The sequence below is a fragment of the Daeguia caeni genome (assembly GCF_042653845.1).
GTDB classification, from domain to species: Bacteria; Pseudomonadota; Alphaproteobacteria; order Rhizobiales; family Rhizobiaceae; genus Brucella; species Brucella caeni.
The window spans coordinates 1-1,295 of record NZ_JBHSEL010000027.1 but is presented as its reverse complement, the minus strand read 5'-3'; the positions used below and the strand labels follow the sequence as shown (position 1 = coordinate 1,295).

Genomic DNA, 1,295 nt, shown 5'->3' with positions numbered 1-1,295 from the left:
ATTCAGACAATCCAACCTGGCGAATGCTTAAACTACTTCGCCAGTGCTGGATATGGTTCCATCAAAAAGTGAAATGCTCTAGGCTGGATACTCAATAGGGTTACGGATTGGCAATCGTTTGATTCCTTGTGGTTGGGGGTGTCACCGCCGCCAAGGAAGCAATCTACTTATTGGCTCTCGGATGAATAGTGAAATGCGATCCAACCGCATCTGCCGACCGCAGGCGTGGCGCGCGGCGGGTCGATGACCGCCGGCAATCCAAGTATCGTGCACATGCTGTGGTCTGCGGACGCTGGAAGGACTGTCCGCCTGTCTACGCTCCCTACATAACCCAGAATCGTTGCCGGACAACTTCTGTTTTTATTGAATTTTACGAGGCCAGAAAACACACGTTTTGTAGCTTTTTATAAAAGAAACGCAGGAAATTAAAAGACTATAACAGAAAATTAAAATATTTGTACCGCGTGACCTGCATCTAACTGCAGAATAAATAGAAAAAATCCACAACTTTTATCATCATTCACAAATTTTTCTTAAGTTAACAAGCAATAACAAACTCATTCGTTCATCTATTTGCTTGTTATAAAAGAAAATACTTGTGAATGCTGATAAAAGTGTTTCGATGCAAGAGGAGCAATGATCATCGAAGTATTGATGCGGCACAGTAAACTGTATATCCATCGCAAATCTTGCCTGGTGGGTGTATCGATTATTGCTCTTGGTCTGGTGTCTGTCGAGGCTGTTGCCGAGCAACTTATCGTCAATAGCGGCCAGACATATACCCACACATCTAAAGATGGACCGTTTTCCTATGAGCACGACAGTACTGTTTCTGGTAGTACTGGTTCCACTGTGTCAGTGAATAATGGTGCGATCGATATTACTGACACAGACATCAATATCGTAAAAACGGGCACAGGCAGCGGCTCGGAANGCCTGCGCGACGAACTCCTCGACGGCGAGATCTTCTACACGCTCAAAGAGGCCAGGATCATCGTGGAAAGCTGGCGTCGGCATTACAACACCGTGCGTCCGCATGGATCGCTCGGCTACAAGCCGCCGGTACCCGAGGTCTTCATCCCGGCATTCGCGCGGACGGCCCTGCAACCCCAACCAGCGATGCCGCACGCACTGGCCCCCAGGCCGTCATTGCACTAACAATCACATTGAACCCGTCCATGGGGGCCGATCACATCTGCATGAATGACCTCCCTAGGCCGTGTGGACGAATTGGCTCAGGTATTGGCCTGAGGATTCCACGAAGGAATCCAGTGTGATTCATGGATTGCCGACTG

The 1,295-nt window shown here is 48.5% G+C and carries 1 pseudogene; it reads left to right on the top strand.

What is annotated here, in order from left to right:
- Positions 1-936 precede the first annotated feature (936 nt).
- Positions 937-1,158, top strand: a pseudogene (locus tag ACFO1V_RS02375) (integrase core domain-containing protein); the annotation flags it as partial.
- Between the last annotated feature and the right edge of the window lie 137 nt (positions 1,159-1,295).